Below are 26,893 nucleotides of genomic sequence, written 5' to 3'. Positions count from 1 at the left end.
CACTGCGCCGTTCCGCTGACCGCTGGGCGCGCCGGTCCGTGTCGCGGCGGCGGGGTCTTCAGGATGGCCCGCGAAGTCCGGTCGTATGTCCGGACTTCGCAGATCCGATCCATCCGGTGTGTGCGAGGAGCGGTAGATGAGTTCTGAGAAGAAGGCCCGCAACTACCTGGGGCCCCTGCCCCGACGGACCGCCTGGCTCACGGGAGGCACGCTCGCCTCGGTGGCGCTGGTGCTCGCGGGCATGGCATCCCCGGCAGTAGGCCTGGTCTCGGCTCCGGCCAACGGGGACCCCTGCAAGTCGGGGAACCACCGGCCGGACGCCCGGACGCAGGAGGCGGCGCTCGAGGCAGGACAGCTCGTACACGGTGACGACAAGTGCAAGGTGGGTCCGAGGGGTCCGCGTGGCCCCAAGGGCAACACCGGGGCGACGGGCCCGCGGGGCGCGACCGGAGCCACCGGCCCGACGGGTCCGCGGGGCTACACCGGTCCGACCGGTCCGACGGGTGCGGCGGGCTCTGATGGTCTGACCGGTCCGACGGGCCCGACGGGTGCGGCGGGCACCGACGGCCTGACCGGTCCGACCGGTGCGGCGGGCACCGACGGCCTGACCGGTCCGACGGGTCCGACGGGTCCGCGAGGAGCCAGCGGCGTGTGTTACGACGTCGACGCCCACCGGCCTTCGGCTGCCCGTGAGGTCAAGGCAGTGCTCTCGGCCGGCGTCACCTACGCCGGCATCCGCGACCTGCAGCCCACGGTGACCGCCTGGCGGTGGTACGACCTGACCACCACGGGGGACACCTACCCCGAGGACGCCTGCGCGGTGTCGATTTCGGAGCAGGCCAACATCGTCAACGTCGAGGTGCTGACGACGGGCGGCCTCGTCTACGAGACCTCCTGTGACATCGACCCCGGTACCCCGGACGCACTCGACTGCACCGGAGTGTGGGCGGCCGCCAACCCTCAGCCCACCCCGGGTGCGAACGGCCTGGCCCGGTTCGCGCACAAGGCGCTGAGCAGGGAGGACCGCAACATCAAGCCCATGGTGATCAAGTAGCGGGTGGTCTACTCCGGCTCGGGTTCCGGGCCGCCGAAGTCCGGGCTGGTGAAGTCCGGAGACGAGTAGCCGGGACGGGGCCCCTGCGCCGGGGCCCCCGGACTGGTGAAATCGGGCCGGGTGTATCCCAGGTTGGGGATGCGCCCGGCTCCCGGCTTTCTGGGGGCCGGGAATCCTGCCCCCGCGCTGGGGTCGGCCAGCGCGTCCCGGAGGAACGGCACGATGCCCCGCTCCAGCAGGGCGTTGCGCCAGGCCTCCCGGGCCCGTGCCACCTCGTCGGGTACCGCCTCCGTCTCGTCCGCCGCCACCTCCGTGGAACTGTTGCGGACGGCCGTCACGAGCAGCCCGATCACGGCGAAGAGCAATGCGGCGGCGGTGAGCCCGCCGAAGAGCCAGCCCGCCGTCAGCATCGTGTCGGCGAAGGCCGGTTCGGGTTCGATCATCTTCAGGATGTAGCCCACCAGCAGGAAGATCAGCATGGCGGTGCCGGCCAGGACCGGCGCGAGGACCGCGACCACGGCACTGACGCCCGCGCCACCGCCCTGACCGTCGTCCTCCTCCCCCGTCGTTCCGGGGGTGGACAGGATCTCGTCCTGCCGTTCCTTGCGGACCTTCACGTAGTGGTCGTACTCGGCCGCGGCCGCGGCCGTCAGCAGTGAGGTCGCCCCCATGGCCATGGTGCGCAGCTGTTCGGCGTTCAGCCGTTCGCCGAGGGCGGCGAGCTCGGGCCGTGCGTTCGCCGTGCGCAGCGCCTCGTCGAGGAGCCGATCGAACTCCGGTCGGTCTTCGGTGAGCAGGTGCGGAGCGCTGGTCATGTGCATCCCCCGATGCTCCGTGGGGACCGGTATGCCCGCGTAGAACGGGGCGCCGGCACAAACGGAGGAGAGCCTGCTACGGATAGAGCGATGGTAGAGCGCCCACGCCGTACGTCGACAGGGGCTTTCCGGAAATACCCAGCTCCGGGAAGCCTCAGTCGTTCAGCGGGAGTTGCACGACGAGCAGTTTCCCCGCCATCGTCACGCCACCGTCCATGGCGATGGCCAGGCCTTCAGCGTAGACGTGGGGGCCGACGACGGCCTCGGGACCGTGCGCCCCGTCGCCGTCCTCGGTGCCCACCTCGCCCAGCAGGTACGGGATGGGGCTGTGGCCGTGCACGACGCGACTGCCGCCGTAGGTGCCGATGAGCTCGCGTACGGCCTGGGGGCCGGTCTCCGCGTCGCGGAAGGCGAAGCGCTTGGTGAACTTGCGGAACAGGTCCCAGGTGATGTCGGCGTCGTTGCGGTTGAGCAGCTCGTGGATGGTGTCGTTGACGTCCTCGACCGAGTCGCCGTAGTCGAGGTAGGCGGTGGTGTCGGAGTGGAGGAGGAGGTGGTCCTCCACCAGGACCGCCGCGTCCAGCCGGGACATCCACTGGAGGTGGACGTCCTGCAGCCGGTCCATGTCGGTGCGCTGGCCACCGTTGAGGAGCCAGGCGGCCTGGAAGGTGGCGGTGCCGGCGCCGGAGACGACGGGGGTGTCCCCGAACCGCTTGGCGCCGATGAGCAGCAGCTCGTGGTTGCCCATGAGGGCCTTGCAGTAGCCGCCCGCGGCGGCGGCTTCGGCGGAGAGCCGCATGACGAGGTCGATGACCCCGATGCCGTCGGGGCCGCGGTCGGTGAAGTCGCCGAGGAACCAGAGCCGGGCGTTTCCGGCGGACCAGTTGCGGTCGGCGTCGATGAGCCCCTGGAACTGCAGTTCGGCGACGAGTTCGTCGATGTAGCCGTGGACGTCGCCGACGACGTAGAGCGGGCCGGGGCCCTCGCCCGGGGTCTCCTGGGGGACGTACTGGATCTGGACGGTGTCGCCGGGGCCGCCGAGGGCGCCGCGCCCGATGACGGGGAGGTCGCGCTGCGTCGGGGTGTATCCCTCGGGGTCGCTGTCCTCCGAGACGTGGCCCATCGGGCGGCCGGGCTCGCCGAGGGCGCCAGCGGCGCCGTACGGGGCTTCGTGGCCGTACCCGTGCTGCGCGGGGACGGGAGCAGGGACGGCGTCGTAGTACGCGGGGTACTCGCCGTAGACGGGGGCGTCCGCCCCGAGCTCCGCGGGGCCGTCCGATCCGGCTGTTGTGGCCCCCGGGGGGACGGTATGCGAGGCGGGTTCGGCGACCGGCAACCGGAAGTCCCGCTCGGTGTCCGTCCGCACCGCGGGTCCCTGACCGGCCCCCTGAGTCATCGACCCCTCCACCACCGTCGCGCTGCCGTACACCTGCGGACCCTTCCGCCTCGGGGGCGGAGGGTCCGTGATGTCGTGCGCCCATCATAGGAATGCAGCTCGCGCTCTGTGACGCACCAGGGGTGGTGAATCCTGGGCGGAGCTGGTCCTTCCTACCGGTTTCTCCCGATATCGGTGTTCCTGAAATCCTAGGCGGGGTCCCAGGCCCCGCCGTTGGGCCGGCGTGGTGGTCAGTCCTGTGCCGGGGATCGGGGCGGGCTGACGGTCGTACGGGGCTGCCTGCGCTGGGACGAGGTACGGATGATCAGCTCGGTCGGGATGACCTGTTCGACGGGTCCGCCCGTGTCGACGCCCTCGATGGCGTCGATGAGCAGCTGGACGACGGCGGTGCCGATGCGGCGCGGTTTGAGGGACAGGGTGGTGATGGGCGGTTCGGTGTTGGCGTACACGGTGGATTCGCTGCAGCACACGAGCAGTAGATCCTCGGGAACGCGCAGGCCGTAGCGCCGGGCGGCGGCGAGCAGGTCGGTGCCGTTGGGGTCGAACAGACCGTAGACGGCGTCGGGCCGGTCGGGCCGGGCGAGCAGCCGGTCGGCGGCGACGGCGCCGGCGCACGGATCGTGGGCGGGGTAGGACTCGTAGACGGGGTCCTGGCCCACGCGCTCGCACCAGCGCAGGTAGGCCGTGGTGGAGAGCCGGGTGTAGGTGTCGGTGGTGGTGCCGGTCAGCAGTCCGATGCGGCGGGCTCCGGCGGCGGCGAGGTGGTCGAGGAGGCCCAGTACGGCGGCCTCGTGGTCGTTGTCGACCCAGGCGGTGACGGGGAGTGAGCCGGCAGGGCGTCCGTCGGAGACGACGGGGAGGCCCTGGCGGACCAGTTCGGTGACGACGGGATCGTGGTCGGAGGGGTCGATGACGACGGTGCCGTCGAGGGCCACGTTGGACCAGACGTCGTGTCGGGAGGTGGCGGGGAGGATGACGAGGGCGTAGCCGCGAGCGAGCGCGGCGGAGGTGGCGGCCCTTGCCATCTCGGCGAAGTACGCGAATTCGGTGAAGGTGAAAGGTTCATCCCCGTACGTCGTCACGGTCAGGCCGATGAGGCCCGACTTGCCCGTACGGAGGGTGCGGGCCGCCGCGGAAGGGCGGTAGCCCAGCCGGTCTGCGACCTCGCGAACGTGGCGGCGGGTGGCGTCCGGCAGCCGTCCCTTCCCGTTGAGGGCGTCGGAGACGGTCGTGATCGAGACGCCCGCCGCGGCGGCCACGTCCCTGATGCCGGCCCGGCTTTGTCGGCCGGCGGCCCGCCGGGTGGTCTCGGTCCGGCTCACCTGATGCTTCCCTGCTGCTGTCATGGCGAGCCGATAGTAGGGCTCGGTGGGCAGGGCGGTCCGGATGCATATGCACCCGTTGACAGGCACGATTCTGCATGGTTCGCCACCCCCAATGACCTTGGAAATAGAGGTGTTTGGTGGCGAAGGGTGTCCGGTGTCCTTGTCGACGGGACCGTGCATGCCAAAACGGTGCGCTCTGGGGCTCTACTCAACTCACCTGTACGAGGGACGCGCGCCACGGCGCAGGCCACCGGCGCACGCATATATGCGTGCGCTCTCCCGCATTCCAGGCGCCTGCCGTTCTCGGATGGACGGAATCCTCATAAGGTGAGGAGTATTGAGTCGACGGCGACGTCGTACGGGACGGTCGAGGAGGACCTGCGGTGAGCGAGAAGAGCCCGAAGCTGCGCGCCGAGCTGGACGGCATCCCCACCTACAAGCCCGGAAAGCCCGCGGCAGCGGGCGGTCCGGTGGCTTTCAAGCTGTCCTCGAACGAGAACCCGTACCCGCCCCTGCCTGGGGTGCTGGAGAGCGCGGTCGCGGCGGCCGGCCACTTCAACCGGTACCCGGACATGGCGTGCACCGGCCTGGTGAACGAGCTCGCGGAGCGGTTCGGGGTCCCGGTCGAGCACATCGCCACCGGCACCGGCTCGGTCGGGGTCGCCCAGTCGCTGATCCAGTCGACGGCGGGTCCGGGCGACGAGGTCATCTACGCCTGGCGGTCTTTCGAGGCTTATCCGATCATCGTTCAGATCTCGGGTGCGACCTCGGTCCAGGTCCCGCTGGCCGAGGGCGACGTCCACGACCTGGACGCGATGTTCGAGGCGATCACCGAGCGGACCCGTCTGATCTTCGTCTGCAACCCCAACAACCCCACCGGTACCGCGGTGCGCCGGGCCGAGCTGGAGCGGTTCCTGGACCGGGTGCCCTCCGACGTCCTCGTCGTCCTCGACGAGGCGTACAAGGAGTTCGTGCGCGACGTCGAGGTCCCGGACGGCATCGAGCTCTACCGCAGCCGCCCCAACGTCGCCGTGCTGCGTACGTTCTCCAAGGCGTACGGGCTCGCCGGCCTGCGCGTCGGCTTCGCGGTGGCACACGAGCCGGTGGCCGCGGCGCTGCGCAAGACCGCGGTGCCCTTCGGCGTCAGCCAGCTCGCCCAGGACGCGGCGGTCGCCTCGCTGCGGGCCGAGGACGAGCTGATGGGCCGCGTCGGGTCGCTGGTGAGCGAGCGCACCCGGGTCTACGGGACGCTGCTGGCCCAGGGCTGGACGGTGGTGCCCGAGACGCAGGCCAACTTCGTGTGGATGCGGCTCGGGGAGCGGACCGCCGACTTCGCGGCGGCCTGCGAGAAGGCCGGCGTGGTGGTCCGGCCCTTCGCGGGCGAGGGCCTGCGGGTCACGATCGGCGAGCCCGAGGGGAACGACCTCTTCCTGCACACGGCGGAGTCGTTCTTCAAGGAGCTCTAGAGCTCCCGGGAGCTGGTCAGGTCGGCGCCGGTCTCGCCGGCGCCGGCCGGACCGGCTCCGGTCAGGCCAGTTCCACGCGGATGGGGTCGCCGTCGCGGACGGTGGCCAGCAGGCGGGGGTCGCCGTCGAACGAGCCGAGGACGTTGCACGGGCTCGCCAGGCGGCTCTCGCCCCCGCGGGAGATCGGGGTGGGGCCGTAGGGCAGTGCCAGTGCGTCGCCCTCGGTCCAGAACGCGACCGTGCCGGGCTCGACGACCTGCTGGGCGTCGTGTTCCAGCGCCACGGAGACGCCCGTGTCGAAGTAGACCTCCTCGCCCCAGGTGTTGGCGGAGGCGGAAATGGGGAGCGCGTCGGCGAGCGCCTTGGCGGTCGGGGTCTCGTCGAGCGTTGCGGTGAGCTGGCCGGCGGGCCAGAGGAATCGAATCTTCATGGTTCGCATTCAACAATCTGTTGAATTTCTTCGCTAGGGGGACCCCCCTGAAAGATGCCGACACCAGTGCGACATAATGCTTGTGAATGTGAACGCGTTCACAAGCGTGTCCTGCTTGCTCCCGTATTGAGTGGGATACAAGAGGCAAACTGCGGCTGTGACCACGGCGAAACGAAGGAGACGACGACGTGGACCTAGCTTTGGCGCCAGAGACCCTGGCGCGATGGCAGTTCGGTATTACCACCGTCTATCACTTCCTCTTCGTTCCCTTGACGATCTCGCTGGCCGCGCTCGTCGCGATCTTGCAGACCGCCTGGGTGCGTTCGGAAAAGGAGAAGTACCTCAAGGCCACCAAGTTCTGGGGCAAGCTCTTCCTGATCAACATCGCGATGGGTGTCGTCACGGGCATCGTCCAGGAGTTCCAGTTCGGCATGAACTGGTCCGACTACTCGCGGTTCGTCGGTGACATCTTCGGAGCCCCGCTGGCCTTCGAGGCGCTCATCGCCTTCTTCTTCGAGTCCACCTTCATCGGCCTGTGGATCTTCGGCTGGGACAAGCTGCCGAAGAAGATCCACCTGGCCTGCATGTGGATGGTCTCGATCGGCACCATCCTGTCCGCGTACTTCATCCTCGCGGCGAACTCCTGGATGCAGCACCCGGTCGGCTACCGGATGAATCCCGAGCGCGGCCGGGCCGAGCTCACCGACTTCTGGCTGGTGCTCACGCAGAACACCGCGCTGACCCAGTTCTTCCACACCATGACGGCGGCCTTCCTGGTCGGCGGCGCGTTCATGGTCGGCATCTCGGCCTTCCACCTCGCCCGCAAGAAGCACATCCCCGTCATGCGGACCTCGCTGCGACTCGGCCTGGTCGTCATGATCATCGCCGGTCTGGGAACCGCCATCAGCGGAGACCTCCTCGGCAAGGTCATGTTCAAGCAGCAGCCGATGAAGATGGCCGCCGCCGAGGCGCTCTGGGACGGCGAGGCGCCGGCGCCCTTCTCCGTCTTCGCCTACGGCGACGTGGAAAAGGGCCACAACACGGTCGCCATAGAGATCCCGGGCCTGCTGTCCTTCCTGGCCAACGACGACTTCACCTCGTTCGTCCCGGGCATCAACGACGTCAACAAGGCCGAGCAGGAGAAGTTCGGGCCCGGTGACTACCGGCCCAACATCCCCGTCGCCTACTGGGGCTTCCGCTGGATGATCGGCTTCGGCATGGCCTCGCTCGGCGTCGGCATGCTGGGGCTCTGGCTGACCCGCAAGAAGTTCATGCTCCCGCCGGGGCTGCGCACCGGTGAGGAAGAGGTCCCACACCTGGTCCTCTTCAAGAAGGCGCTGAGCCCCAAGTTCACGAACTGGTACTGGATCATCGCGCTCTGGACCATGGGCTTCCCGCTGATCGCCAACTCCTGGGGCTGGATCTTCACCGAGATGGGCCGCCAGCCCTGGGTCGTCTACGGGGTCCTGCGCACCAGGGACGCGGTCTCGCCGCATGTCTCCCAGGGCGAGGTGCTCACCTCGATGATCGGCTTCACGCTGCTCTACGCCGTGCTCGCCGTGATCGAGGTCAAGCTCCTCGTGAAGTACGTCAAGGCCGGCCCTCCCGAGCTCACCGAGGCCGACCTCAACCCGCCGACCAAGATCGGCGGGGACGACAAGAACCCCGACCGGCCGATGGCCTTCTCGTACTGAGGCTGAGGAGACCACACGATGCAACTCCACGACGTCTGGTTCGTGCTCATCGCCGTTCTGTGGATCGGCTACTTCTTCCTGGAGGGCTTCGACTTCGGAGTCGGCGTCCTGACCAAGCTGCTGGCCCGCAACCGTACGGAGAAGCGGGTCCTGATCAACACGATCGGGCCCGTGTGGGACGGCAACGAGGTCTGGCTGCTCACGGCCGGGGGCGCGACCTTCGCCGCCTTCCCGGAGTGGTACGCCACCCTCTTCTCCGGCTTCTACCTGCCGCTCCTGATCATCCTGATCTGCCTCATCATCCGCGGGGTCGCCTTCGAATACCGGCACAAGCGGCCCGAGGACAAGTGGCAGACCAACTGGGAACACGCGATCTTCTGGACCTCGCTGATCCCCGCGTTCCTGTGGGGCGTGGCCTTCGCCAACATCGTGCGCGGAGTGAAGATCGACCAGGACATGGAGTACGTCGGAAGCTTCTTCGACCTGCTCAACGTCTACTCGATCCTCGGCGGCCTGGTCACCCTGACCCTGTTCACCTTCCACGGCGCGGTGTTCACCTCGCTCAAGACGGTCGGTGACATCCGCGACCGTTCGCGCAAGCTGGCCACGCAGCTCGGAGCGGTGACCGCCGTCCTGGCGCTCGCCTTCCTGATCTGGACCCAGGTCTCGCGCGGTGACGGGTGGAGCCTGATCGCCATGATCGTGGCGGTACTGGCCCTGGTCGGGGCCCTCGGCTTCAACCTCGCGGGACGGGAGGGCTGGTCCTTCGGCCTGTCGGGGGTCACCATCGCGGCGGCCGTCGCGATGCTCTTCCTGACGCTGTTCCCGAACGTCATGCCGTCCTCGCTGGACGACGCCTGGAACCTCACGGTCACCAACGCCTCGTCCAGCCCGTACACCCTGAAGATCATGACCTGGTGCGCGGCGGTGGCGACCCCGGTCGTCATGCTCTACCAGGCGTGGACCTACTGGGTGTTCCGCAAGCGCATCGGCACGCAGCACATCGTCGACGTGCACTGAGTCCGGCCCCGCCCGCCTCGCCTGCTCCGCTCCGCCTGCTCCTGCCTGGGGGATGTTTCACGTGAAACCGATCGACCCGCGCCTGCTTCGGTACGCCCGGTCCACCCGCCTCTTCCTGGGGGCGGTGGTGGCCCTCGGGCTCGCCGGGGCGGGGCTGGTCGTCGGCCAGGCGATGCTGATCGCCGAGATCGTGGTCGGCGCCTTCGAGGACGGACTGGACGGCGACGCCCTGCGGACGCCCCTGCTGCTGCTCGCGGCGGTGGCGCTCGGCCGGGGTCTGGTCGCCTGGCTGACCGACCTGGCCGCGCACCGGGCGAGCGCGGCGGTCAAGTCGGAATTGCGCGGCCGGCTGCTGGAGCGGGCCGCGGACCTCGGACCCGGCCGGCTGAGCGGACAGCGGACGGGCTCCCTGGTGGCCCTGGCCACCCGGGGGGTGGACGCCCTCGACGACTACTTCTCGAAGTATCTGCCCCAGCTGGGGCTCGCGATCGTCGTCCCCGTGGCGGTGCTCGCGCGGATCGTCACCGAGGACTGGGTGTCGGCGGCGATCATCGTGGTCACGCTGCCGCTGATCCCGCTGTTCATGATTCTGATCGGCATGGCCACCCAGTCCCGGATGGACCGCCAGTGGCGGCTGCTGTCCCGGCTCTCGGGGCACTTCCTGGACGTGGTGGAGGGCCTGCCGACCCTGAAGGTCTTCGGTCGCGCGAAGGCGCAGGCGGAGTCCATTCGTAAGATCACCGATGACTACCGGCAGGCGACGATGCGCACCCTGCGCATCGCGTTCCTGTCCTCGTTCGCACTCGAACTGCTGGCGACCCTGTCGGTGGCGCTGGTCGCCGTGACCATCGGCATGCGGCTCGTCCACGGGGAGCTGGACCTCTACACCGGGCTGGTCATCCTGGTCCTGGCACCCGAGGCGTACCTGCCGCTGCGTCAGGTCGGAGCGCAGTACCACGCGGCGGCGGAGGGACTGGCCGCCGCGGAAGAGATCTTCGAGGTGCTGGAGACCCCCGTCACCGCATCGCGTGGGACGGCGTCCGTTCCGGTCTCGGAACTGCGGATCGAGCTCGACGGGGTGGCCGTCCGGTACGAGGGCCGGGGCGAGGACTCCCCCGGACCCGTCTCGCTGACCGTGGAGCCGGGCGAATGCGTGGCCCTCACCGGGCCGAGCGGCGCGGGCAAGTCCACGCTGCTTCAGGTGCTGCTGGGCTTCGTGACGCCGACTGCCGGCCGGGTCCGGATCGCGGACGCGGACCTGGCCGGCCTGGCGCCCGAGCAGTGGCGGGAGCGGATCGCGTGGGTGCCGCAGCGGCCGCACCTGTTTGCCGGGACGATCGCGGAGAACGTACGGCTGGCGCGGCCCGGCGCCGCCGATGCCGAGGTCACCGCCGCTCTGGTGGACGCCGGTGCCTGGGAGTTCGTACGGGCCCTGCCGCGGGGGGCGGACACGCTCCTCGGCGAGGGCGGGGTCGGTCTGTCCGCCGGGCAGCGCCAGCGTCTCGCGCTGGCGCGGGCGTTCCTGGCGGACCGGCCGGTGCTCCTGCTCGACGAGCCGACGGCGGCCCTGGACGGCGAGACAGAGGCGGCCGTGGTGGAGGCGGTACGCCGCCTCGCGGTCGGGCGGACCGTCCTGCTCGTGGTGCACCGGCCGGCGCTGCTGGCGCTGGCCGACCGGGTCGTGAGGGTCGGGGCCGGCCCCGTCGGTCCCGCCACCGCAGGGCCCTCCCCCGCCGTGCTCCATCCCGCCGTGCGGGCGGGACAGACGGCGCAGGGAACGGCGCCGCGCGATCCCGGCGAATGGATCCTCGGGGACGTTCCGGAGCGGACGGGCGGTTCGGGCGGCGGTGCAGGTACGGGCGGCGGTGCCCCTTCGGGCGGCGGCGATGCCGGCGGCGGCGACCCGCTCAAGCGGGTGCGGGGGGTGGCCAAGGCCTGGCAGGGACGCTTCAGGCTCGGGCTGTTCCTCGGGGCGCTGGCCGTCGGGTGCAGCGTCGGGCTCATGGCCGTCTCCGGATGGCTGATCTCGCGCGCCTCCGAACAGCCGCCGGTGCTGTACCTGATGGTGGCCGTCACCGCGACGCGGGCCTTCGGCATGGGACGGGCCGTCTTCCGCTACGCGGAGCGGCTCGTGTCCCACGACGCGGTCCTGCGGATGCTGGCAGACCTGCGCGTGTCGGTGTTCCAGCGGCTGGAGCGCATCGCGCCCGCCGGACTGCGCACCCAGCGGCGCGGGGATCTGCTGACCCGGCTGGTGGCCGACGCCGACGCCCTGCAGGACTACTGGCTGCGCTGGCTGCTGCCCGTCGGTACCGCGGCGCTCGTCGGCACCGGCTCGGTGGCGTTCACCGCCTGGCTGCTGCCCGAGGCCGGGGCGGTGCTCGCTGTCGGGCTGCTGGTCGCCGGTGTCGGGGTACCGCTCGTCAGCGCGGTCTGCGCACGCCGGACGGAACGCAGGCTCGCGCCCGCCCGGGGCGAGCTCGCCACCCGTGTGGCGGATCTGCTCACCGGAACCGCGGAGCTCACCGTCGCGGGAGCGCTCGGCGGGCGCAAGGCCGCCGCGAAGGACAGCGACCGCACACTGACCGGGATCGCGGCCCGCACGGCCGCCGTCACCGGGCTGGGGAGCGGGCTGTCGGCCTTGGTGAGCGGGCTGACCGTGGTGTGCTCGGCCGCCGTCGGGGCGACCGCCGTCGCCGGGGGCCGGCTGTCCGGGGTGGCCATGGCGGTGGTCGTCCTGACCCCGCTGGCCGCCTTCGAGGCCGTCAGCGGGCTTCCGCAGGCCGTCCAGTACCGCCAGCGGGTCCGGCGCAGCGCCGAGCGGGTCTACGAAGTCATCGACACGCCCGCCCCGGTCACCGAGCCGGAGCGGCCCGAAGCCCTGCCCGCCTCGCCCTTCCCGCTGCGGCTGACGGGGCTCGCCGCCCGCCACCCCGGGCAGGAGAAGGACGCGCTGAGCGGGCTCGACCTGACCCTGGAGGCGGGCCGCCGGATCGCGGTGGTCGGGCCCTCGGGAGCCGGCAAGACCACGCTGGCACAGGTCCTGCTGCGCTTCCTGGACCAGCACGAAGGCTCGTACACCCTGGGCGGGACCGAAGCGCGCGCCCTCGACGGGGACGATGTGCGCCGGGTCGTGGGCCTGTGTGCGCAGGACGCGCACATCTTCGACAGCTCGGTACGGGAGAACCTGCGCCTGGCGGCCCCGGGGGCGAGCGAGGCGCGGCTGCTGGAGGCCCTCGCCGCGGCACGGCTGCTGGAGTGGGCCGAGGGGCTCCCGGACGGGCTGGACACGCTGGTCGGCGAGCACGGAGAACGGATCTCCGGGGGTCAGCGCCAGCGTCTCGCCCTGGCGCGGGCGTTGCTCGCGGACTTCCCGGTCCTCGTCCTGGACGAGCCGGCCGAGCACCTCGACCTGGCCACTGCCGACGCGCTGACCGCGGACCTGCTGGCCGCGACCGAGGGCCGCACCACCGTGCTGATCACGCACCGGCTGGCCGGCCTGGAAGAGGTCGACGAGGTGCTCGTCCTGGACGGCGGCGCCGTGGTCCAGCGCGGTGCGTACGCGGAGCTGGCGGCGGCCCCCGGTCCCCTGCGCAGGCTGCTGGAGCGGGAGCGGGAGGCGGACCTGACCGGCGGCTCCGGACAGGCTCGACTTTCCTCGCTAAAGGGGACTAACTAGGCTCAAGGGCATGTCAGCGCAGGAGTCGCAGGAATCGCCCGAGTACCCGCCGGAATCGCCCGACCCGATGGAGGCCGCGACCGCCGCCACCCGGAGTCTCCAGGGGCTGTCCACCGAGCTCACGGCCCGGGTGCCGCAACTGCTGGAGGCCATGCGGTCGGTCGGCACCGGCCTCGAACTGCACTCCACGCTGGACCGGATCTGCGAGACGGCCGCCGAGCTCGCGGACGCGCGCTACGCGGCCATCGGCGTGGTCGACACCGAAGGCCGGGGGCTCTCGGACTTCGTCACCTTCGGCATCAGCGACGCGGTGGCGAAGAAGATCGGGCACCGCCCGGACGGGAAGCGCGGCCTGCTCGGCGCGCTGATCTCGCACCCCGACACGGTGCAGCTCGCCGACCTGACCAAGGACCCGCGCTCGGCGGGCTTCCCCGCCCATCACCCACCGATGAAGACATTCCTCGGCGTTCCGATCCGGGTCCAGGGAGAGATCTTCGGGAACCTCTACCTGGCGGAGAAGAACGGCGGCGGCGCGTTCAACGACTACGACGTCCACATGGTCCGGGTGCTGGCGACCGAGGCGGGCATCGCCATCGGCAACGCCCGGCTCTACGAGGCCGCCACCCAGCGCGAGCGCTGGATCGACGGCTCGGTCGCCGTCACCACGGCCCTGCTGTCGGGCGGGGACGCGGACGACGCGCTCGCGGTCGTCGCCGAACAGGCCCGCCGGCTCGCCGATTCGGCCGCCGGGATCGTGATGCTGCCGGCCGAGGAGGGCGGGATGGAGATCGTCGCGGTCTCCGCGGAGAACCCGGCGACCTCCCTCGGCGTCGTCATCCCGGCCGAAAGTCCGGTGGTGGCCCGGCTGCTGGAGGGCGAGCCGGTCTTCGTGGACGACGCAGCCTCGGACCCGCGCATGATCAGCCGCCTGACCAGCCAGTACGGGGCCTGCATGATGCTCCCGCTGCAGAGCGGGGGCCGGGTGCTGGGGGCCCTCGTCACGCCGCGGGCGCGCGGGAAGCGCCCGTTCACCGAGGCGGAGCGGACCCTGGCCACACAGTTCGCCTCGCAGGCGGCCCTGGCGCTGATGATGGCGGAGGCGCAGCGGGACCGGGAGCGCCTCGCGGTGTTCGAGGACCGCGACCGGATCGCCCGCGACCTGCACGACCTGGTCATCCAGCGGCTCTTCGCCACCGGGATGATGCTGGAGGGCGCCCAGCGCCGCTCCATCGTCCCGGAGGTCCGCGAGGGTGTCGGCAAGGCAGTGGACGAGCTCGACGTGACGATCCAGGAGATCCGCACCGCGATCTTCGCGCTCCAGCAGGGACCGGCGGAGGCTCCCTCGGGGCTGCGCACCCGGGTGCTGCGGGAGATCAACATGGCTGCCGTGCCGCTGGGCTTCAAGCCCGCGCACCGTTTCCTCGGACCGATCGACGCGGTCGTCGGCGAGCTCGTCGGCAAGAACCTGATCGCGGCCCTGCGCGAGGCGTTGTCGAACGCGTTCCGGCACTCGGAGGCGTCCCGGATCGAGGTGGTGCTGGACTCCACCGTCAGCCTGGCCGACGGGCGGCCCGGGGTCCGGCTGGAGGTGGCCGACGACGGGGTGGGCATCCCGGAGGGCGGGCGGCGCAGCGGGCTGCGGAACCTGCGCCGGCGGGCCGAATCGCTCGGCGGGTCCAGTTCGTACGGCCCCGGCCTCGGTGAGGAGGGCGGCGGGACCACCCTGGTGTGGGAGGCCCCGCTGTAGTCACGCCTCGGCTTGCGGCTACGCCTCGGTGCGGGCGGTCCGTTCGGCCAGGATGCGCTCGATGACCAGGGCGACACCGTCCTCGTTGTTGGCGACCGTACGGCCCGACGCGGCCGCGATCACATCCGGATGGGCATTGCCCATCGCATAGGAGGTGCCGGCCCAGCCGAGCATCTCCACGTCGTTCGGCATGTCGCCGAAGGCGACCACCTCGGCCGGGGAGATGCCGCGCTCCTCGCAGCACAGCGCCAGAGTGCTCGCCTTGGAGACCCCCGGGCCGCTGATCTCCAGCAGGGAGGTCGGGCTGGAGCGGGTGATCGAGGCGTACGCGCCGGCGACGGAGCGGGCCAGGGCCAGGAACTCGTCCGGAGCCAGCTCGGAGTGGTGCGCGAGCACCTTGAGCACGGGCGCCGAATCGTCGTCCGTGGCCTGGTGGAGTAGTTCTTCGGCGGTGGCGACATTGGCGCCCGGGTCCTGGAAGAACGGCGGGTACTGCGGTTCGTAGTTGATGCCGGTGGTCAGCTCGACGGCGAAGGAGGTGCCGGGGGCGGCGCCCCGCAGGGCCTCCACCACCTTGAGTGCCGTGATCCGGGGCAGCGGCCTGACCTGGACGAACTCCCGGCCCGTGGGCCGGTGGTCGGAGGCGGTCAGGTCAGGGGCGTGCCGGTCGATGGCATGCAGGTCGACGACGGCGGCGCCGTTCGCGCAGATGGCCAGGCCGTGGCCCTGGACGTGGTCGCTGACCACACCCATCCAGCGGGCCGGTCGTCCGGTCACGAAGAACACCGCGATGCCGGCCTCCTCCGCGGCGGCGAGGGCGGCGATGGTGCGCTCCGAGACGGATTTGTCGTCGCGCAGCAGGGTGCCGTCGAGGTCGGTGGCGATGAGCCGGGTCGCGGGGGTTGGCCCGTCCGGGCGCTGGGGAGCCGAGGTCACGGCTCCATCTTCGCCCATGCCAAGGGCCGGCGATGTTTCACGTGGAACATCACGACCCTGGCTCGGGCCGATGTTTCACGTGAAACATCGCGACATGGTTGTCAGTGGGCGGTGGAAGGATCTCCTCGCCGGTTCGACTGCTGTTGGCGCTGCCGGCTCGGTGCCGGTTCCGACGACGTCATACGGGGGCGACGTGCTCATCCCTTCAGCCCGCACGGCGGACTGCGACGCCTGTGGCGGACCGCATGCCAGGTGGGTCGCGAGCCTGGCGATGGCCCTGTGCACGGTGTGCGAACGGGCGGGCACTCACCGACCGGAGCGCGAACCGGTGCTGGTGGGCGAGGTCCTGGCCGGTGTGGCCGATGCCCTGGCCCGTGCCGGACGCGCCGCGGCTTCGGCCCGCCCCTACTCCGCGGTCCTGCCGGTCCTGGGGGCCAGCAAGGTCCAGAGCGGGGCATGACCGCGCCCGGGCCGCTCACGACGCAGACCCGCGTGCGTGCCGCCCCGGCCTCCGGCGGTGCGTGCTTCGGCGTGGATCGAATCGACCGTGTCGCCGGGATGCCGACGACCCGCTCCGGGGCGGACGTAGGCTCGGGGACATGAGTCTGCGCCTGAGCACCGTGATCCTGCCCGTCGACCGCTGGCACGAGGGAGGTCGGGCCACGTGGCAGCGGGCCGAGGAACTGGGGTTCCACGCGGCCTACACCTACGACCACCTCTCCTGGCGGACCTTCCGGAACGGGCCGTGGTTCGGCGCTCTGCCGACGCTCACGGCCGCCGCGACGGCTACGGAGCGGCTGCGCCTCGGCACGCTCGTCACCTCAGTCAAGCCTCGTTCGTACATCATGGCCTGACCAGGGAAGATAGGCGGCGCAGCAGCTTCTTCGCCGCCACCCTCACTCTGCTTGTCGCGGTTGCCACCATTCCCCTCACCGCGACTGCTTGACTACGCCAGAGCAGGGCTTCACCCAGCAAGAGCCGTGAGCTGATCAGCCCAGCTGGGCGAGCCCCTCGGTGGCGATCCGCTCGAAGACCTCCTGGTCCGCGGCGAAGTCGGACTCGGGGATCGGCCAGTGGATCACTAGTTCCGTGAAGCCGAGCTCCTGGTGGCGGCCCGCGAAGTCGACGAAGGCGTCCACGGACTTCAGCGGGCGCCCCCGGTCCGGGGTGAAGCCCGTGAGTAGGACCTTGTCCAGCTCGGCCACGTCCCGGCCGGTCTCCGCGCACGCCTTGCCGAGCTTGGAGATCTGGCCCCGGAGGGCCTCCACCGAATCCTCCGGGGTGCCCTCCTCGAAGATCTTCGGGTCACCCGTCGTCACCCATGCCTGCCCGTACCGCGCGGCGAGCTTCAGGCCGCGCGGGCCGGTCGCGGCGACGGCGAAGGGCAGCCGGGGCCGCTGGACGCAGCCGGGGATGTCGCGGGCCTCCACTGCCGAGTAGAAGGTGCCCTCCTGCGAGACGTCCGCCTCGGTGAGCAGCCGGTCGAGCAGCGGCAGGAACTCGCCGAAGCGGTCCGCCCGCTCCTTCGGGGTCCAGGCCTCCTGGCCGAGCGCCGTGGCGTCGAAGCCGTTGCCGCCGGCCCCGATGCCGAGGGTGATCCGGCCGCCCGAGATGTCGTCGAGGGACATCAGCTCCTTGGCCAGCGTCACCGGATGACGGAAATTCGGGGAGGTTACGAGGGTGCCCAAACGCAAGCGTTCCGTGGCCGTCGCGGCGGCACTGAGCGTCGGCAGGGCGCCGAACCACGGGCCGTCACGGAAGGTCCGCCAGGACAGGTGGTCGTAGGTGTACGCCGCGTGGAAGCCCAGTTCTTCGGCACGCTGCCAGCGGTCACGGCCGCCCTCGTGCCAGCGGTTGACGGGAAGGATCACGGTGCTCAGGCGCAAGGTCATACCCACGAGCCTACGACTGCAAGGAGGCATGGACTGTTCCGACTGCCGCTCCTTACGAACGTATCGTCGGGCCCGTTCCAGTACGCGGTCGCGGAAGCACTGCGCCTACCGGACGACTACTTCACCGGCTTCCGCGAGAACCTGCGGGCCAAGCGCGGCATCCGCGCCGACGGGCTGGCGGCGGCGGGCTTCGAGGTCTTCCAGCCCCAAGGCACGTACGTCCTTCTCGCCGCCCTCGGCGAGAAGGACGGCCTGGCCTTCTGCCGGAGCCTGCCGGAGCGGTCTGGCGTGGTCGCCGTCCCCAACGCGGTCTTCTACGACGACCCGGAGGCCGGCCGCAGCCAAGTCCGCTTCGCCTTCTGCAAGCGGGAGGACGTCCTGCGAGAGGCTGCTTCCCGTCTTCAGTGATGGTGAGCGCCACTGCCGCTGCCCGCTGAACCATCCTTCGGCTACAGCTCAGGGCGAACGGTCCATCAATTCTCTGGCCAAAGATGGAAGTTGATGCCGAGCGCAAGCTACGCTCACACGCTCATAACCCCATAAACGCAGGTGACCCCGGCGGTGGTTGCACACCCCGGGGCCCGTCACCGAAGAGGACATCTTCGATGCGCATCAATCGTAGCGCGCGCACGCGCTATTTCACTGTGCTGGGCAACGAGGTCCTACGGGACCGTCGTCTCAGCTTCACCGCCCGCGGCCTCCTCGCCTATCTGCTATCCCTGCCGGACGGCGCCCGTGAGGACGTCCGCACCCTTGCCGACAAGAACCCCGGCCTTGGCCGCAGAGGCGTGTCCAAGGCCCTCGACGAGCTGGTCGAGGTCGGCTACTACGTCCGCCGCACGGTCCGGGACGAGGACAGCGGCCAGGTCCGCACCGAGACGTACCTCTTCGACACCCCGCAGGCCGCCGGCGCGGCCCCGCTTCCCGCACCGGCGGGACCCGGCGAAGCGGAGGGCGGGAAGGCGGGAACGTTCCCCAAGGGGAACAAGAACCCGGAAGAAGAACCCACCCACCCCGTCGCGGCGGTCACGGACGCCGAGCCGCCCACTGGGCGGGCGGATGGAGCGACGCCGGACGAGCCCGCCCCTGCCCCCGCATCAGCGGACACGGGGCGCGGAGCCGCGCTGCTGTCCCGCCTCGGCAGCGTCGAGCCCAAGCTGGCTCTGAGCGCCGCAGACGCCCTCACCCTCGCACCGCTGGCCGCGCGGTGGCTGGACGCCGGGGTGTCCGAGCTGGAAGCCCGCTCGCTCCTCACCACCGGGCTGCCCCCAGTGGTGCACAGCGCACGGGCGCTCCTGTCGGACCGCCTTGTGCGCAAGCTGCCCACGCCGCGCGCCCGGCAAGATGCCGCCGCGCCGGCGACGCCGCTGGCAGAGTGCGCCGAGTGCCGCGATCCCCTACCGCGTGACCAGCAGACCGGCATCTGCGCCGTCTGCGCGGGGGCGGCGGCCCGTATCGACGAGGCCGCACCCGTCCTGGAGACGGTGACCGACCGTGTGGCAGCTCTGCGGTCGGCGCTGCGTGCTCGGCCGACGACCGCCACAGTCCGACCTTGATCCTTCGCCTGCCAGGTCAGGTAACAGAGCTCCCAGTCGGGTCTGAGCCACCGGCCTTGGCATCAAAAGTGGGATCGAATCCATGCCGGGGGGGGCCTTGACCCCAGATTTTGAACACATCTATGCGGCTTGGATCAGGGTAGTTGCAGCTGGCTGGAGGTCGTTCTCGTAGGCGACCGGGGACCGGTGGCCGAGGCGGGAGTGCCGGCGGCGGGTGTTGTATCGGGTCAGCCAGCGGAACGCGTCGAGTCTGGCCTCGCGCTCGCTCGACCAGGTCTTCCGTCCTTTGAGCGTCTCCCTTTTGAAGGCGGCGTTGAAGCTTTCCGCGGCGGCGTTGTCCGCGCTGGAGCCGATCGCGCCCATGCTCTGCCGAACCCCTGCTGACCTGCAGAGTTCCGCGAAGGCCCTGCTCGAATATTGAGATCCGTGGTCCGTGTGCATGATCGCTCCGGCCAGGCTCCCGCGGGTCCGCTCGGCGACCGTCAGGGCGTCGATGACGAGCTCTGTCCGCATATGGTCGGCGATCGCCCAGCCGGCCAGCCGGCGCGAGGCGAGGTCGATGACGGTCGCAAGGTAGAGCGGCTTCGATCCGCTGACCGGCAGATAGGTGATGTCGCCGACGTACCTTCTGTTGACCTCGGCCGCGGTGAAGTCACGTCCGATCAGGTCCGGTGCCTTCGCCGCGGCCTGGTCCGCGAGGGTGGTGCGGTGTCGGCGGCGCAACCGGACTCCCTCGATTCCGATGGTCCGCATGATCCTGGCGACGCGCTTGTGGTTGACCGCCGGGCCGCCCTCGTCGCGGAGTTCGGCGGTGATTCTGGGGGCTCCGTAGGTGCCGTCGGAGTCCTGGTGGATCTTACGTATCCGGGCTGCGAGCCCGGCTTCGACGGTCTGCCGGGCCGCTCTTGTGACCGCAGTGCGGCGCCAGTAGTAGAAGCTCGAGCGGGCCAGGCCGAGGATGTCGCAGAGCCGCTTCACGCCGTGTCGGCGCTGGTGATCTTCAACGAACTGGCAGCGGGTCACCAGCGCGTCTCCGTCGCGAAATACCGGGCCGCCTTGCGGAGGATGTCCCGCTCTTCCTCCAGCTCACGGATCCTCTTGCGGGCGGCGGCCAGCTCCGCCTGAACGTCGTCGCCGCCGGTCTGCGAGGCGGCCGGCGGTGCGGAGTGAGCGCCGGGTCGGCGGCCGTCTGCGGCCCGGATCCAGTTCCGCAGGGTCTCGGTGTTCACCCCGAGATCGGCGGCGACCGACTTGATCGTCGCTCCCGGCCTCGAGCGGTACAACGCGACCGCGTCCGCCTTGAACTCGGCCGGGTAATGCTTCATCCCCACAGGGACTCCGTTCTCCTGGACCATCAAGATCCAAGTGTCTTCGGTGTCCAAGATCCGGGGTCAAGGCCCGGGTCCCGGCCTGTGCCGCGTGGTGCTGAACCTCCTGGCCAGCGCCACACGGCACGGTGCGGAATCCGGCGTATGACACCTGATGCCGAACCATCCGCTCACGCATCGCTCGCGCCTGTGGGGGTTCTGACCTGCGCTCTCGCACCCGTCACCCGACGACAAATCAGGGCCGCCCCCGCTTTGCACCACGACAGCAGCCGAGAATCCGGCATGCCGCAGTGGCGCTGCTGCCTCGACCACGCCTGCCAGCGCAGGGTGCGCCACGCGGAGCTGAGGGCTCCGCTGGGTGATCGCCTCGGCCGCCTCGCCTGCGTCTGGTGGAGCGGGGGGAACCCCGCCCCACCGCTCATGTCACAGGGTGCGGAGCTTGGTGCTGAAGACCTGGGCGGCCACCTGGTCGCCCAGGATCAGGCCGTCGGTGGCGTCCCACGGGAAGTGGACGCCGAGCCAGATGCGGCTGTCGGCGTCTTCCTTGGCGGCGGCGCTGAAGCTGGTGAAGTGGCGTGTCTTGACCGGCGCTTGCGGATCGTCGGTGGTGAGGTCGTAGGCGATGTTGTCGGTGTTGAAGTAGCGCTTCATGATGCCTGCCCAGGCGGCGCCGAAGGAGGCGTGTCCGGAGACGTAGGCGGGGAAGCACGGGTTGACGTTGACGCCGGCATTGTTCTTCAGGAGGGGCTTCCACTGCGGGTCGAGGCCGCCCTCGCGGATCGCGGAGACGGGCCGCCACAGGTCGATCGTGGTGGAGAACTTGGCGTCGCGGACGGCTATTCCCGTGTCGGCGAGGGCGATCGAGACGAGCGCGAAGAGCTTGGCGTTGGCGTACGTGCTCAGGCCCCGGGCCTTGGAGACCTCGCGGGTGGCCTGGATCATGTGGCCCGGGGGCTTGTACGTTCCGTCGTTGTCGTTGGCCCAGAACCAGGCCGCGTTGAACTGGTCCGCGGTCCGGTTGATCACCGGCGTGGCGGCGGTGGGGGCGGCCGCGCCGGCGTTCCGTACGGCTGCGACCTGCGCCTTGTACTCGGGGCTGGCCACGAGGTTCTCGTACGTGCCGTACTGCGCGAGGGTGGTGGGCCGGAACTGCGAGCCCGAGCTCAGGGAGAACGGCTTGACCTGCCCCCAGACCGGGTTGACGGCATTGCCGTCCGATGCGCACTTGGCGTCGACCATGTCGGGGTAGCTGGTGGGACGCCACGCTCCCGGCTTGTTGTCGCTGGTGTAGCCCTGCGTGTTCTCCGAGCCGTCGCCTGCGCGGGCGTTCATCATCTGGTTGACCATCCCGCTGACGATGGTGATGTCCAGAAGATCGCCACTGGTCGGGTCGGTTCCGAAGCGCTCCTTGAAGCGCTTGTCGAGGTAGGCCGTGAAGTCGGGGGCGTTCTTGTTGGGCCGGTTCACGCCGTAGAGATTGAGCAGGATGTTGTACGCGGTGCGGCCGATGACGCGTTCCTCTTCGTCCGGCCCCTCGACCCAGCCCGCGTAGGCCGCCGCGTGGATGTAGGCCGCGGAGGTCATCTGGCCCTTCCACTTGGCCTGGTACGAGCTCTCCGCGTCGTAGATCGCGCCGTTCATCATCGCGGCCGCCCGCGCCATCGGGACCGGGCCACCCTGCACCTGCCTGAAAACACCTTGGAGGACGTCGTTCCAGTAGTGGACGGGATCGGCTATCGACTGGGTCGGCAGCGCCGCCTCAGCGCGCTGGGGGCTGGCCGCGAGGATGGAACCGGTGGCGGCCAGGACCACACCGGCCGCCAGCGTGCGGCGCCAGATCGTGCTGCGGGTTCTGGTGGTGCGGACGTTCTCGGGCATGGCTCGACTCCCCCTGATCACAGGCATCTTGATCTCCACGAGAGATGGCGGCGTGATCATGCGTCAAGGTGCGCCAGAGCGCTTGTAGAAAACGGCAAGGCTCCGCGGAATGACCGGCCCCGCCCGCACGGCGGCGCAATCCCGCTCCTGGTCGAATCGCCTATGTCAGCTCTTCGACTGCTTCGTAAGCGGCTACCGGCCGGCCAAAGGCCGGCTGGCTTTGTCAGTGACAGCTGGGTCTGGCACAGATCTTGGGTAGCGGTCGCGGAGCGTGGCGCACGGCGCCAGTTCTCTGGGGTTTGAACCAGTTGTGGTGGTGTGGCTCGCTGGCTCGGGCGTTCCGTTCTCGTGTAGCAGCTCGCCGACACGTACGGTTCGCCGCCTGGCACAGTCGGCGCGGGAACAGGGCGCACCGCGCGACCTGGACGCCATCCGCTGACAGATGGAGAAGGCCGGCCCCACCAGGTAGCTGAGGGACCGGCCAACTCGGCGTCGTGCGGGTGGTGACACGGGACCTACCGCCGCCACCTGGCTAGGCCGCGGAGTCCGGGGGATTTCCCACAGGGCTCGTCTCCTGTTGGTCGTTGATCGGGGCTTCGAGGCCCCACCGGGCATGGTCTCGTAGCAGCGAGGCACGTGCGACATCCGCGAAGACGCTCTCCCATGCGACCACAGCCCAGGCCGCGGCGGGCTCGCCGGCGAAGTGAAGTCCGTCAAGGGGGGTGTGACGGGGCCGGGCGGTGAGTTCGTCCCCAGGGGCTTGTCTCTCGTGTTCCACGGGTCCTCCAGAGGGTGTAGGCAAGGTGGGAGCCGGATCAGCCCGTGAGGAGCAGAGGCTCTCGCTGAAGGGCAGCGCGGGAGTGGGCGGTTGGCGCCCAGCGAAGAAGGACGGATCCGACACTCATGCCCCCGCCGAAGCCGGACAGGAGCACCACGTCGCCTTCGCCGAGCAGGCCCTGGCGGTGTACCAGGTCGAGGGTGATCGGTACCGATCCGGAGCCGGTGTTTCCGTATCGCTTCAGGGCGAGATGGAGGTCGGCGTTGTTCAGGCCGAGATCGGGCCAGACCTCGGTGAGCATGACGCCATTCGCCTGGTGGGGGATGAAGTGGTCGACTTCGCTCGTGGATACACCGGCCTTGGCAAGCAGCTGGTGGAGCGCCGCTGGCAGATTCTCGTGCACGAAGCCGCGTACGCCTCGGCCGTCCATGCGGAAGAAGTGCTGGCCTGCCTCCACCGTTTTGGCGGTGGCGGGTATCCGGCTGCCTCCCGCGGGCACGCTGATCAGCCGGTGCTGGTCTCCCCGGGTGATCAGGCCCGCCTCGAGTACTCCAAGCCCCTTGTCCACCGGGCCGAGGACCACTGCTCCCGCGCCGTCCCCGAAGAGGATGCAGGTCTTGCGGTCGGTGTAGTCGAGGATGCGGGAGTAGATGTCCACGCCGATGACCAGGCCGTATTCGCCCTCCGGCTGTCCGCTGAGCATCCGCTCGGCCACGGTGAGCGCGTAGACGAATCCGCTGCACACGGCGTTGACGTCAAACGCGGACGCGTTCGTGGCGCCGATCAGCCCTTGGACGATGCTGGCCGTCGCGGGCTGAGGATGATCGGGCGTCGACGTGGCGAGGACGATGAACGACAGCTGCTCGGGGCGCAGGCCCGCCTGGGCCAACGCGTTGCGCGCGGCGTGGGCCGCGAGGTCGGAGGTCGCCTCGTGGTCGGCGGCTCGTCTGCGCTCGTGGATGCCGGTCTTGCGCACGATCCATTCCGGGCTCACTCCGGCGCTGCCGCCGATCTCCTCGTTGGTCACCACGGTGGTCGGGACGTAGGAGCCGGTGCTCACGATTCCGATGGAACTCACGGTTACTCCTCAATCCGTGACGCGCCCGCCCGTAGGCGGGCCGTCACAGCGGGCGGGCTAGCGGACAACGGCGGGTGCGAGTCGGCGCCACCCCGAGCGATCGGCGTGGCCGGCAAGGACTTCGTCGTCGCCGACCACCACGGGGCGCCCCACGGCGCGCAGCATCGACAGATCGCTTATGTGGTCGCCGTACGCCGTCGAAGAGGCGAGGTCGATCCCCAGTACCGAGCCGGCGGCCCGCACGACGCGGCCCTTGGTGGCGCCGATCATGGGCGTCAGGACCTCGCCAGTGAACTGTCCGCGGTGGATCAGCGGACGCGTGCCGTACGCCCGGTCCGCGCCAAGCCAGGTGCTGATGGGGTCCAGGCACGCGAAGAACGACCCGGAGATGAGCAGGACGCGCTCATTCGCGTCCTGGTGTCGGTGTAGTTCGGCGACCGTCTCGGGGAGGAAGAGGCCTTTCTCCAACTCGTGCTCGAACCACAACAGGCCCGCGGCGGTCACCTGGCGTACATTCTCGCCGGCGTAGAACTTGTAGTAGGCGCGGTTGATGGACTCGCGGGGGACACCGAGCTTGGCAGCCGACTGCAGCTCCCCGTTCAGGCGCTGGTACGTGCTGTCTGGCTCGCCCCGCATCCTGAGGTAGAACTCCAGGAACCGGAACATGCTCTTGACCCTGATGAGGGTCTCGTCCACATCGAAGAACGCGGCAGTGCGCAGCGTCATGACGCCCTCGCTCCTGTCAGGTAGGGGGCTGGCGGTGGTCAACGGCCCTGCAGGCGGCCGAGCGAGAGGCTGAACTTGCTGATCGGCTCACCGCCCTGCAGCGCGGTGAGATTCACGACGAGCTGCTCCGCGAGATCACGCGAGGCGAGGGCATCGGACTGCAACGGGCCGCCCTGCGTGTAATAGATCTCGGGCTCGCCGCGCCGGCTCTCGATGAAGGCGCTCATCGTGGTCTTCTCGTCGAGCTCGCCGAAGCGCGTGAAGACGACGCTCAGGTCCGTCATGAGCGTCCTTGCCGCGGAGATCCCACACAAGTCCAGGGCAGCGAACAAGGCGAGCTGTCGCGCCGCCTCCGCGAGCACCATGCCCGGGATGTGGTCCTGCGGGTGATCGAACATGCTCGGGTGGCCGCTGGGGAGGTGCAGCGAGGCCGTCGCGACGTCCCCCGACGTGTCCGCGTCGAGGAGGACGACGTTCTCAGGGGCGGCCCGTCCCACAAGGGAAGGGGCGACGAGGGTCCCCGTGATCTGGGACAGGAGGGAGGCCGAGGACGGCAGTGCGCGACCGTTCCGGTTGCTCGTACGGAGTCTGAGGTAGCTCTCGGGACTCTTGAACCGGAGGCCCACGGAAGCCTGTCCGATCATGACCCCGTCCACGGACAGCCTGATCTCGTAGTCAAGGCCTGTCGCGCGCCCGTCCCGGAGCTTGACGTTCCCGGTCTGTATGTCCATCCGGACGGCGAAGACGGAGTCGCCCACCGTGGTGAGCTCCGGGTGCGCGAGGTGGATCCGCAGGTGCGTGAGGATGAATTTGTGGTCCTGCGGCACCCCGAAGAACTCGTGCGCTCCGGCCAGCGCGGCTTGGCGGGCGGCCTCGAGCAGCAGGATCGGGTCGTACGTGTTCGGGCGCAGCAGGTGGTCGCCGTAGTAGGCGTGCGAACGCGGGAGCTGCGCGGCGGCGATGTAACCCCCCGGTGCGACAGCCGGCTGAAGGTCGGTCACGAAGACCTCGCCGAGAGAGTCGCGGTGTACCAGTCGGCGGTCAACGGTGCGCTCGAAGGACAGCGCACTGTCCGGCTGCGGAGTTGATTTGCCCGCGCGGATCGAATCGATCGAAACAGTCGTCATGGATGGCCACTCCCGGTGAAGTCAGCGCTCGGTGAAGGTTCGACGGCGTCCAAGGCCGGCGGCGTGCTTCATGGAGCAGCGAGGCACGTCAGCCCTGTATAGATCAGATCTCTTATATCTGTCAAAGGTCAGATGGTCGAGGGGGGATGGCTATCCATCGGCAATCGCACCTCCTGATGAGATCCGCTTGTTCTCAACTCTCGGATGTTGCTATGGTCCCTGCCAGACCTAAGATCTCTTATAGTCTTGAGACATCGAACCGAAGGAGCTGCTCATGCCCGCCAACGCCCTCGTGGTGACCGAGGTCCTCGTCGAAGAGTCCGCCGTTGACGCTGCCGTTGAGGTGTGGCGCAAGCACAACGCCGCCCACCCCGTCGAGGGCCGCACCCTCTACCGAGGACTGGAGGACAACTCACTCCTGGAGCTGCTGCCCGTCGAGGGTGTGGCCGCCGTCCCGGCCCTCCAGGAGGAGTGGCGGACGCTGTGGACCGAGCTGACGCCGATGCTTGCCACTGACTTCCGCCGCCAGCTGCTCGAGTTCGTGGAAGCACCGAAGTCCACCGATGACCTGCTGCCCGACACGAAGTACCTGCAGATGCGCCATGTCGAGGTGAAGCCCCCGGTGTTCGAGGCGTACCGGGAGTGGCGGGACCAGACGATCTTCGAGGTCGTCCGCGGTGCCGACGAGGTCGAGGTGTTCCTCGCCTACCACTCCGTGCTGAGCACCGAGCCCGGGGTCATGTTCGTGTCGGGATTCAACGTCGACCCTGCCCAGTACACGGCCGTGTTCACCAACGAGCGCTACCAGGAGATCGTCCGCCAGGCCGGCGACCGCTACATCACCGGCGGTGAGCGGGGTCTCTACACCAAGATCTACGCCCGCATCGAGGGCTGATCCGCGTCGGCGGACCGCTGGAGGAGAGAGATATGCCGGCACACAACCGGTCTGAACGCAGAACGCATCTGAG

Annotated in this window: 20 protein-coding genes and 2 pseudogenes; 11 read left to right on the top strand and 11 right to left on the bottom strand. The window is 69.8% G+C overall.

From position 1 onward, the window contains the following. Positions 1-136: 136 nt before the first annotated feature. Positions 137-1,054, top strand: a complete 918-nt coding sequence (locus tag OG247_RS21680; RefSeq protein ID WP_327253799.1) for a hypothetical protein — start codon at positions 137-139, stop codon at positions 1,052-1,054. Between the two features lie 8 nt (positions 1,055-1,062). Here the strand turns inward: OG247_RS21680 and OG247_RS21675 are convergent, their stop codons facing one another. The 3 genes from OG247_RS21675 to OG247_RS21665 form a co-directional block, all read right to left on the bottom strand. Continuing rightward, complete coding sequence (locus tag OG247_RS21675; RefSeq protein ID WP_327253798.1) at positions 1,063-1,875, bottom strand: hypothetical protein; 813 nt, start codon at positions 1,873-1,875, stop codon at positions 1,063-1,065. 148 nt (positions 1,876-2,023) lie between these two features. Then, on the bottom strand, positions 2,024-3,280 hold the full coding sequence (locus OG247_RS21670; protein WP_327257572.1) for a metallophosphoesterase: 1,257 nt from the start codon (positions 3,278-3,280) through the stop codon (positions 2,024-2,026). Between the two features lie 215 nt (positions 3,281-3,495). Then, positions 3,496-4,611 carry a LacI family DNA-binding transcriptional regulator gene (locus tag OG247_RS21665; protein WP_243331194.1) on the bottom strand — a complete coding sequence of 372 codons (1,116 nt, stop codon included), beginning with the start codon at positions 4,609-4,611 and terminating at the stop codon, positions 3,496-3,498. Between the two features lie 362 nt (positions 4,612-4,973). Between OG247_RS21665 and hisC the strand changes: the two genes are divergently transcribed. After that, on the top strand, positions 4,974-6,056 hold the full coding sequence (hisC, locus tag OG247_RS21660) for a histidinol-phosphate transaminase (RefSeq protein WP_327253797.1): 1,083 nt from the start codon (positions 4,974-4,976) through the stop codon (positions 6,054-6,056). Positions 6,057-6,117: 61 nt separating this feature from the next. Here the strand turns inward: hisC and OG247_RS21655 are convergent, their stop codons facing one another. Continuing rightward, positions 6,118-6,486 carry a cyclophilin-like fold protein gene (locus OG247_RS21655; protein ID WP_243331197.1) on the bottom strand — a complete coding sequence of 123 codons (369 nt, stop codon included), beginning with the start codon at positions 6,484-6,486 and terminating at the stop codon, positions 6,118-6,120. Between the two features lie 188 nt (positions 6,487-6,674). Between OG247_RS21655 and OG247_RS21650 the strand changes: the two genes are divergently transcribed. From OG247_RS21650 to OG247_RS21635, 4 genes are all read left to right on the top strand, one after another. Continuing rightward, complete coding sequence (locus tag OG247_RS21650; RefSeq protein ID WP_327253796.1) at positions 6,675-8,180, top strand: cytochrome ubiquinol oxidase subunit I; 1,506 nt, start codon at positions 6,675-6,677, stop codon at positions 8,178-8,180. Positions 8,181-8,198: 18 nt separating this feature from the next. Next, positions 8,199-9,200: a cytochrome d ubiquinol oxidase subunit II gene (gene cydB / locus OG247_RS21645; protein WP_327253795.1), complete on the top strand. Its 1,002-nt coding sequence runs from the start codon at positions 8,199-8,201 to the stop codon at positions 9,198-9,200. A gap of 61 nt (positions 9,201-9,261) precedes the next feature. Beyond that, entirely contained in the window at positions 9,262-12,879 is a 3,618-nt protein-coding gene (gene cydD / locus OG247_RS21640; protein WP_327253794.1) for a thiol reductant ABC exporter subunit CydD, read from the top strand. Between the two features lie 10 nt (positions 12,880-12,889). Next, complete coding sequence (locus tag OG247_RS21635) at positions 12,890-14,626, top strand: sensor histidine kinase (protein ID WP_327253793.1); 1,737 nt, start codon at positions 12,890-12,892, stop codon at positions 14,624-14,626. A gap of 18 nt (positions 14,627-14,644) precedes the next feature. Here the strand turns inward: OG247_RS21635 and OG247_RS21630 are convergent, their stop codons facing one another. Then, a complete protein-coding gene (locus OG247_RS21630) occupies positions 14,645-15,580 on the bottom strand; it encodes an HAD hydrolase family protein (protein WP_327253792.1) in 936 nt (311 codons plus the stop codon). A 175-nt stretch (positions 15,581-15,755) separates the two neighbouring features. Here OG247_RS21630 and OG247_RS21625 point away from each other — a divergent pair, with 175 nt between their 5' ends. Beyond that, entirely contained in the window at positions 15,756-16,022 is a 267-nt protein-coding gene (locus OG247_RS21625) for a hypothetical protein (protein WP_327253791.1), read from the top strand. Positions 16,023-16,161: 139 nt separating this feature from the next. After that, positions 16,162-16,386: pseudogene (locus OG247_RS21620) on the top strand (LLM class flavin-dependent oxidoreductase); the annotation flags it as partial. A gap of 165 nt (positions 16,387-16,551) precedes the next feature. Here the strand turns inward: OG247_RS21620 and OG247_RS21615 are convergent. Next, entirely contained in the window at positions 16,552-17,454 is a 903-nt protein-coding gene (locus OG247_RS21615) for an LLM class flavin-dependent oxidoreductase (protein ID WP_327253790.1), read from the bottom strand. 51 nt (positions 17,455-17,505) lie between these two features. Between OG247_RS21615 and OG247_RS21610 the strand changes: the two are divergent. Then, a pseudogene (locus OG247_RS21610) lies at positions 17,506-17,862 on the top strand (aminotransferase class I/II-fold pyridoxal phosphate-dependent enzyme); the annotation flags it as partial. 197 nt (positions 17,863-18,059) lie between these two features. Then, positions 18,060-19,010 (top strand): helix-turn-helix domain-containing protein, encoded by a 951-nt coding sequence (locus tag OG247_RS21605; protein WP_327253789.1) that lies wholly within the window; start codon positions 18,060-18,062, stop codon positions 19,008-19,010. Between the two features lie 120 nt (positions 19,011-19,130). On the opposite strand, the gene OG247_RS21600 is transcribed toward OG247_RS21605, so the two are convergent. The 5 genes from OG247_RS21600 to OG247_RS21580 all read right to left on the bottom strand — a co-directional run bounded on the left by OG247_RS21600 (position 19,131) and on the right by OG247_RS21580 (position 25,925). Then, a protein-coding gene (locus tag OG247_RS21600; protein WP_442813364.1) for an IS3 family transposase occupies positions 19,131-20,341 on the bottom strand; the annotation gives its coding sequence in 2 pieces (ribosomal slippage) (positions 19,131-20,047 and positions 20,047-20,341; 1,212 coding nt in all). 420 nt (positions 20,342-20,761) lie between these two features. Next, complete coding sequence (locus OG247_RS21595) at positions 20,762-22,216, bottom strand: vanadium-dependent haloperoxidase (RefSeq protein ID WP_327253787.1); 1,455 nt, start codon at positions 22,214-22,216, stop codon at positions 20,762-20,764. Positions 22,217-23,031: 815 nt separating this feature from the next. After that, entirely contained in the window at positions 23,032-24,072 is a 1,041-nt protein-coding gene (locus tag OG247_RS21590) for a 3-oxoacyl-ACP synthase III family protein (RefSeq protein ID WP_327253786.1), read from the bottom strand. A 57-nt stretch (positions 24,073-24,129) separates the two neighbouring features. Continuing rightward, complete coding sequence (locus OG247_RS21585; protein ID WP_327253785.1) at positions 24,130-24,798, bottom strand: HAD family hydrolase; 669 nt, start codon at positions 24,796-24,798, stop codon at positions 24,130-24,132. A 38-nt stretch (positions 24,799-24,836) separates the two neighbouring features. Continuing rightward, a complete protein-coding gene (locus OG247_RS21580; RefSeq protein WP_327253784.1) occupies positions 24,837-25,925 on the bottom strand; it encodes a ScbA/BarX family gamma-butyrolactone biosynthesis protein in 1,089 nt (362 codons plus the stop codon). A gap of 274 nt (positions 25,926-26,199) precedes the next feature. Between OG247_RS21580 and OG247_RS21575 the strand changes: the two genes are divergently transcribed. Beyond that, positions 26,200-26,820: a hypothetical protein gene (locus tag OG247_RS21575; RefSeq protein ID WP_327253783.1), complete on the top strand. Its 621-nt coding sequence runs from the start codon at positions 26,200-26,202 to the stop codon at positions 26,818-26,820. Positions 26,821-26,893: the final 73 nt, after the last annotated feature.

The organism is Streptomyces sp. NBC_01244 (assembly GCF_035987325.1).
Lineage (GTDB): Bacteria > Actinomycetota > Actinomycetes > Streptomycetales > Streptomycetaceae > Streptomyces.
Note: the sequence above shows the minus strand (reverse complement) of the source record. Positions and strands in the feature narration are given on the sequence as shown.